Source organism: Acetatifactor sp. (assembly GCF_982438285.1).
Map to the genome: position 1 here is coordinate 1 of NZ_CEWDFQ010000165.1, position 6727 is coordinate 6727.

A 6727-nucleotide genomic window follows, 5' to 3' on the forward strand; every position below is an offset into this window, starting at 1 on the left:
TTATAAGGTAGACGGGCTGGAAATCAACGATATGCGCCGGACGGTTACCGTGGAGGGACGGGAGGTAAAGCTTACCCCCATCGAGTACAATATTCTGCGCCTTCTGGTGCAGCAGCGGGGAAGGGTTTTGTCCATAAGCCAGATTTATGAGAGCATATGGCATATGAGGGCCATCGGAGCGGATAATACCATTGCGGTACATATCCGGCACATCAGAGAAAAGATAGAGGCAAATCCCAGGGAGCCCCGTTACCTCAAGGTTGTGTGGGGGAATGGCTACAAGGTGGGATAAGGAAGGAGACAGGTTTTCGGACCTGTCTTTTTTTCTGCGTGAAAAAATTTTTCTTCGGACAGTGGTTTTGCACGTTAAAAAAACGTAACGTTCGGATTCAGTGATTGACAAATGATATCATTTATATTATTGTATTAATTGACTAATACAACAATAGTTAAAGGAGATTGTCTATGGATAGTTTACAGCTCAATGAACAGGCAGGAAAAGCTGTTTTGCCTGCACCTGATACAAGGAAGAGAGGAATCAGCGGAAGCACCTTAAAGATCATTGCCATTGTCACTATGTTTATCGATCATGTGGGAGCTGCCTTGCTGGGACGGTTTTTGATGGCAAGCGGTTATATGGAGGCGGCGCTCTCGCAAAATGTGGCAGACCTGATTCTGTGGCTTGAGGAAAACGCAGTTTTATACCTATCCTATACGGCTATGAGGATGATAGGGAGAATTGCTTTCCCTATTTTCTGCTTCCTGCTCATAGAGGGCTTTCAAAAAACCCATGATGTGAAAAAATATGCACTGCGTCTGGGAATTTTTGCCCTGATCTCGGAGATTCCCTTTGATCTGGCGTTTAATGCAAGGATATTGGAGTTTTCCTACCAAAATGTATTTTTTACCCTGTTTTTGGGACTGCTTGCCATGATTGCATACGATAAGATATGGAAGGCGCAGTTCTTTTCCGGGAAAGCCCCAAATCTGGCGGTAAAGCTGTTTTTGTCGGCGGCTGCCCTTTTGGTCTGCTGTGTGGCGGCGGAAGCGCTCCAGACGGATTATGCGGCCATCGGAGTGCTGTGCATTACAGTGATGTATGCCTTCAGAAAGAAAAAGGCGGCCCAGATTGCGGCAGGCTGTGTGGTCTTTCTCTGGGAGGTCACGGCGCCCCTTGCTTTTCTTCCCATCGGTTTTTATAACGGGCAGAGGGGACTTAAGCTGAAATACATTTTTTATCTGTTTTATCCGCTGCATCTTTTGCTGATTTACGGTGTATGTCTTTTGCTGGGTATAGCGGGCTATGCGGTAGCGTAAGGAAACTGTCGGATAAATTCCGGGAGGAAGGAATATTTAAGGAGGGAAAATATGCTGGAAGTGATTCAATTATCAAAAAAATACGGTTCCACACTGGCGGTGGACAAAGTGAGCTTTCGGGTGCCGGATGGAAGGGTGGGCATTCTTCTGGGTCCCAACGGAGCTGGAAAATCCACCGTAATCAAAAGCATTGCCGGGCTGCTGCGCTTTGAGGGGAGTATCCGCATTCAGGGGCTCAGCTCCCGGGATATGGAGGCCAAGCGTGCTTTTGCCTATGTACCGGAGATTCCCAGCATGTACGAGGCGCTGACGGTGCGGGAGCATATGGAATTTATCAAAAGGGCCTATGGGCTGGACGTGGGAGACCAGGAGACGGAAAGGCTTCTGGAGAGATTTGAGCTTTTGGACAAGCAGGATAAGCTGGGAAATGAGCTGTCCAAGGGTATGATGCAGAAGGTCAGCATCTGCTGTGCCCTTTTGGTTTCCCCCAGGGTAATTCTTCTGGATGAACCCATGGTGGGCTTAGACCCTGCAGCCATCAAGGAGCTCAAGCAGGTGGTGCGGGAGCTTCGGGACAGCGGCAGCACTGTGCTGATCAGCACTCATATGCTGGAGATGGTCAAGGAGCTGTGGGATGTGACCTTTGTGATGGATAAGGGGCATATTCTGGGAACCTATACCAGAGAGGAAGTGGGGGACGAGGATCTGGAGGAATTGTTCTTCCAGGTAACCGGCTCCGGAAAAGAAGAGGACAGGGTGGACTGACATGGGAGCGATTTTCTATTTATACCGGCGGATTTTTGTAAATCGCATAAAAGTGGCTTTAAAAAAGCCGATCACATATCTCTATGTGTTTTTTGTGCTGTTGTATGCAGTGATGGTTCCTTTTTCCCTGCAGGTTATGCTGCAGGAGTATGGGATGGATTCCCCATCCTGGATGGCTGCAGTTTTGACTGCTTTTGCCTTCTGGGTGATACCGGGAAATCTCATTGCCTATGCCAAAAGGAAGGGATTGATCTACCGAAAAAGCGATGTGCATTTTCTGTTTTCATCGCCTGTGACGCCGAAAAAGATTCTTCTGTACGCTCATTTGAAAAATCTTGCCATACAGACTGTCTTGAATTTGGCAGTGGCAGTGCTGGGAGCCCTTCTCTTTCATGCGGGATGGCTGCAGGTGACGGTATATTTTGTTTTCTCTATTTTTGTGGAGAATGTGCTGGAGGGGGGCATAATGCTTCTGCTCTACGGCACTGAGTGGAAAAGCTCTAAGGCACGCCAGGCTGTGGTAAAGGCTGCCTATGCGATTGTGGGGCTTTTTGTGCTGATTGGCATTTATTTTTATATCACTCAGGGGCTGAGTCTTGCCAGCGTTTTAAGCTTTTTAAACAGTGATCTGGTGCAGCTGGTTCCCATTGCCGGATGGTATATTGCAGTGGTGCATCTGATTTTCACTGGGCCCACAGCGGTGAATCTGGCTGGGACGGCGGCCTATCTGATTCTTTTGGCGGCGGTTCTCTGGGCGGCGTTTCGCATGCGGTGCACGGGAGCGTACTTTGAGGACGCCATGAAATTTGCGGATGACTACGAGGAGGTTTTAGTAAGCCGCAGGGAGGGCAGAACCGATAAGAGGCTTGGAAAGCGGACCAGGTACGGCACGGCCAGGGTGACCTATAAGGGAACAGGCGCAAAAGCATTGTTTTACAGGCAGCTTTTGGAATATCGCAAAAGCAGGTTCTTTATTTTTGACCTAAATACTGGGGCAGCGCTGATAGCAGGAGTGTTAATTGCGTATTTGTATCTTGCCGAGGGCGGCATGGGAGAGCTTACGCCCTTTATCATTCCGGGTGTCTCTGCCTATGTGATTTTTATTTTTACCACCTTGAGCGGAAAATGGGCAAAGGAGATATCCTCTCCCTATACTTATCTGATACCGGATACAGCCTTCCGCAAGCTGTGGTATGCCACGGCCATACAGCATATACAGGCATTGATCAATGGCCTGCTGCTTACGCTGCCGGGAGCTGTGGTGATGGGGATGTCGCCCATTACGGCGGCTCTCTGTGTGGTGTTTTACGTGGTGTTAAGCGCCAATAAGCTGTATGCGCTTGCTGTGGCGGAAGCGCTCACCGGAAATATTCTGGGCAGAGTGGGCAGGCAGCTGTTTCAGCTTTTCATACAGGGAATTGTAATTGGATTCGCTTTTTTGGGAGCCTTTGTGGGATTCCTTGCAGGGGGCCTCAACCTGGCTTATTTCCTTATGATCGTATTTTTGACACTGGCTACCGTCCTGTTTATGCTGGCGGCAGCTCTGAATTTCTATAAGCTGGAGACGGCCTGAAGAGGAGCGCCTGAAAGGGAAAGAACTGTCTGGGGAATTGTTCATTGACGCAGCGGGCATTTGCGTGTAAAATTGTGATTGTAAGAGGTTACAAAACTGATTGGAGGGAAAGTTGCATGCAAATGCCTATTTTTGAGAAGTATATCGATGAATTGATTGAAAAAAGTACTCTGGATATTCCGGCCTGGAATATTGAGAAGGCAAAGGAAGGGAAGGCTGTGGGCTGGAATTACATAGACGGCTGCATGATACTGGCGCTTCTGGAAATCTACCAGGCTACAGGGGAACAGAAATACTATGAATTTGCCGATGCCTTTATTGATCACAGAGTGAATGAGGATGGCACAATAAAGGGGTATTCCGTGGAGGAGTACAATATAGACAATGTGAACGCGGGAAAAACCCTGTTTGCCCTGTATGCGCTTAACGGAAAGGAAAAATACCGCAAGGCCATTGATTTGATTTACAGTCAGGTGCAGAACCAGCCCAGAACCTGGGAGGGCAATTTCTGGCACAAAAAGATATACCCCAATCAGGTATGGCTGGACGGTATGTATATGGGACAGCCCTTTTATATGGAGTATGAGACAAAGTTTAACGGAAAAAAGAATTATCAGGATATCTTCGGTCAGTTTGCCACCGTGGTAAAGAGGATGCGGGATGAAAAGACCGGACTTTATTATCACGGCTATGACGCGTCCAAGGAAATCTTCTGGTGCGACAAGGAGACAGGATTGTCTCAGAATTTCTGGCTGAGAGCTCTCGGATGGTATTCAATGGCCTTGCTGGATACCCTGGACAAATGTGAGCCGGACGAAAGCTGCCAGAAGGATTATGATAATCTCAAGCAGGTGTTTGTGGATCTTACGGACTCCATGCTTAAGTTCCAGGATGAGAGCGGTCTTTGGTATCAGCTGCCTGCCCTGGGCGGGAAGGAACCCAATTATCTGGAGACAAGCGGCAGCGCCATTATGGCATATTCCCTGTTAAAGGGCGTGCGTCTGGGCTTCTTGCCGGAGTCCTACCGGGCATACGGACTGAAGGCCTTCCATGGCATCTGCGATAAATACCTGAAGGAAAAGGACGGCAGCTTAAGCCTGGGAGGCATCTGTCTGGTGGCCGGCCTTGGACCGGCAGACAATACCAGGCGGGATGGAAGCTTTGAGTACTATATGTCCGAGCCCGTTGTGGAGGATGACGCAAAGGGAGTAGGCCCCCTGCTCTTAGCTTATACGGAAATGCGGCGTCTGGGGAATTAAAGAATCCCCAGATGCTCTAAAAGAATCTTAAGTCCCATAAGGATTAAAATAATGCCTCCGGCCAGTTCTGCCTTTGCTTTGTATTTGATTCCGAATACATTTCCCACCTTTACGCCGACGAAAGAGAGGACAAAGGTGATCACGCCGATCAGGGAAATGGCAGCTGCAATGTCCACCTGCAGGAAGGCGAAGGTGATGCCCACCGCCAGCGCGTCTATGCTGGTGGCCACGGCAAGTAAGAGCATGGTTTTGACATCCAGGGAAGCGTTGGCGCATTCCTCTTCTTTAGAGAGAGCCTCCTTGATCATAGAGCCTCCGATAAGGCACAAAAGGACAAAGGCGATCCAGTGGTCCACGGAAGTGATGTAGCGTTCAAACTGGCTGCCCAGCAGGTATCCGATCAGGGGCATCAGCGCCTGAAACCCTCCGAACCACAGGCCTACAATTCCGGCTTTCTTTAGGGTTACCTCCTTCATGGCCAGTCCCTTGCAGATGGATACCGCAAAGGCGTCCATGGACAGGCCCACTGCAATGACAAAAAGACTCAGTAAACTCATAATATTCTCCTTAGTCTGACATTGATTTGAGAAGAACCGATAAAAAAACTCACGGACAACAGGTATGAAAAATACCCTTGTCCGTGAGTCTCATTATCGCAAAAAAAACTGCTTCGGTAATACCAGATGAAATCATCATTATGTTGATACTACCACAGCCGGGGGCTGTCAACTACTCCCTCACAGTGTTTATTCATCTCAGTTTTTACATGATACTCTAATTGATATTTTTTGTCAAGAAGAAGATTTGTAAAAAATGGGAAAACGAAAACCGGTATGACGAAAGCCATACCGGTTTTGCTGTGCGCCTGACGGTGCATATTAAGCCACTACAGTGACATTGGTAGCACGGATTTTGCTGCTGTTCTGAGGATCGCATTCGGTGTCGAAGGTAACCTTCTGGCCTTCCTCCAGGGACTTAAAGCCCTCAGCATTGATTGCGGAGAAGTGTACGAATACTTCCTCTCCAGTGGCGTCATTGGTAATGAAGCCATAACCTTTCTGTGCATTAAACCATTTTACTGTACCGTTGTTCATTTTGGTACCTCCTTTTATTGTGCAGGCCAAGCCCGTTTTAGTGTTGGTGATTCTAAAACGTAGTGCAAAAAAATCACATATTTTTGTAAACCATCATCAAAGTAGCAATGACTTACAAAAATATGTGAGTTCAATGACTTTCATTTAGAATACGAGTAGAGTATACCACTGTATTTGTCGCAATGTCAATGATTTTTTTATAAATTATAATTAGTGGATTTTTATGAATAATTTCCGGCTTTTTGCAGAAAGTATGAAAAAAGCAAAACGGAGGAAAAGGTCTGCGGCGGCAGGCGTATAGAGCGGAATGTACATTACAGTCAGTATGTTTATGATCGTGGCAATTACAATGGTGTCCTTGATGGCGGGCTTCTGGGTGGGGAGAAGCCTGCGCTGGAAGCTGGCGGAGACGGAGGAAGAAGGCGACGGGCGGCTCGGGGAACAGACAGGTGAGGAAAGATTTGTCCAGGAAGCGGCTTTGGCAGGAGAGGGCCGTGAGACGGTGAAAGAAGAAGGGCCCCGCACGCGGTTTGTTTTCCAGGAGCGGAAAAATAAAACGGTGGAGAAGGTAATTCCCAGGGGCTGGGCCATTGGAAGCCCCTGCGCCGGAGAAGTAAGCTTTTTTTATGAGGGAAGCCGCAGAGGCGCAGTGATTCAGGCGCAAAAGGGAATGGTGTATGCGCCTGCGTCAGGAAAAATTACAAAATTATATCCTATGG

At 48.1% G+C, this 6727-nt stretch carries 8 protein-coding genes; 6 read left to right on the top strand and 2 right to left on the bottom strand.

All coding sequences use genetic code 11. The features are described 5' to 3' along the window. The 5 genes from AC1WIP_RS09270 to AC1WIP_RS09290 all read left to right on the top strand — a co-directional run. On the top strand, nt 1-292 hold a 292-nt coding region (locus tag AC1WIP_RS09270), incomplete at its 5' end, for a winged helix-turn-helix domain-containing protein (protein WP_481141576.1). 173 nt (nt 293-465) lie between these two features. Next, nucleotides 466-1317 (top strand): TraX family protein, encoded by an 852-nt coding sequence (locus AC1WIP_RS09275; protein WP_481141577.1) that lies wholly within the window; start codon nt 466-468, stop codon nt 1315-1317. Nucleotides 1318-1368: 51 nt separating this feature from the next. Then, complete coding sequence (locus tag AC1WIP_RS09280) at nt 1369-2082, top strand: ABC transporter ATP-binding protein (protein ID WP_481141578.1); 714 nt, start codon at nt 1369-1371, stop codon at nt 2080-2082. 1 nt (nt 2083) lies between these two features. Continuing rightward, entirely contained in the window at nt 2084-3655 is a 1572-nt protein-coding gene (locus AC1WIP_RS09285) for a putative ABC exporter domain-containing protein (protein ID WP_481141579.1), read from the top strand. 122 nt (nt 3656-3777) lie between these two features. Further along, nucleotides 3778-4914 carry a glycoside hydrolase family 88/105 protein gene (locus AC1WIP_RS09290; RefSeq protein ID WP_481141582.1) on the top strand — a complete coding sequence of 379 codons (1137 nt, stop codon included), beginning with the start codon at nt 3778-3780 and terminating at the stop codon, nt 4912-4914. Here the strand turns inward: AC1WIP_RS09290 and AC1WIP_RS09295 are convergent. Both AC1WIP_RS09295 and AC1WIP_RS09300 read right to left on the bottom strand, forming a co-directional pair. Next, nucleotides 4911-5471, bottom strand: coding sequence for a manganese efflux pump MntP (locus AC1WIP_RS09295; RefSeq protein WP_481141580.1), 561 nt, complete (start codon nt 5469-5471; stop codon nt 4911-4913). The two genes, AC1WIP_RS09290 and AC1WIP_RS09295, sit on opposite strands and share 4 nt — an antisense overlap. 321 nt (nt 5472-5792) lie before the next feature. Next, on the bottom strand, nt 5793-6008 hold the full coding sequence (locus AC1WIP_RS09300) for a cold-shock protein (RefSeq protein ID WP_103240592.1): 216 nt from the start codon (nt 6006-6008) through the stop codon (nt 5793-5795). 307 nt (nt 6009-6315) lie between these two features. Here AC1WIP_RS09300 and AC1WIP_RS09305 point away from each other — a divergent pair. Next, the coding region (locus AC1WIP_RS09305) for a hypothetical protein (RefSeq protein WP_481141581.1) at nt 6316-6727 on the top strand (412 nt) is incomplete at its 3' end.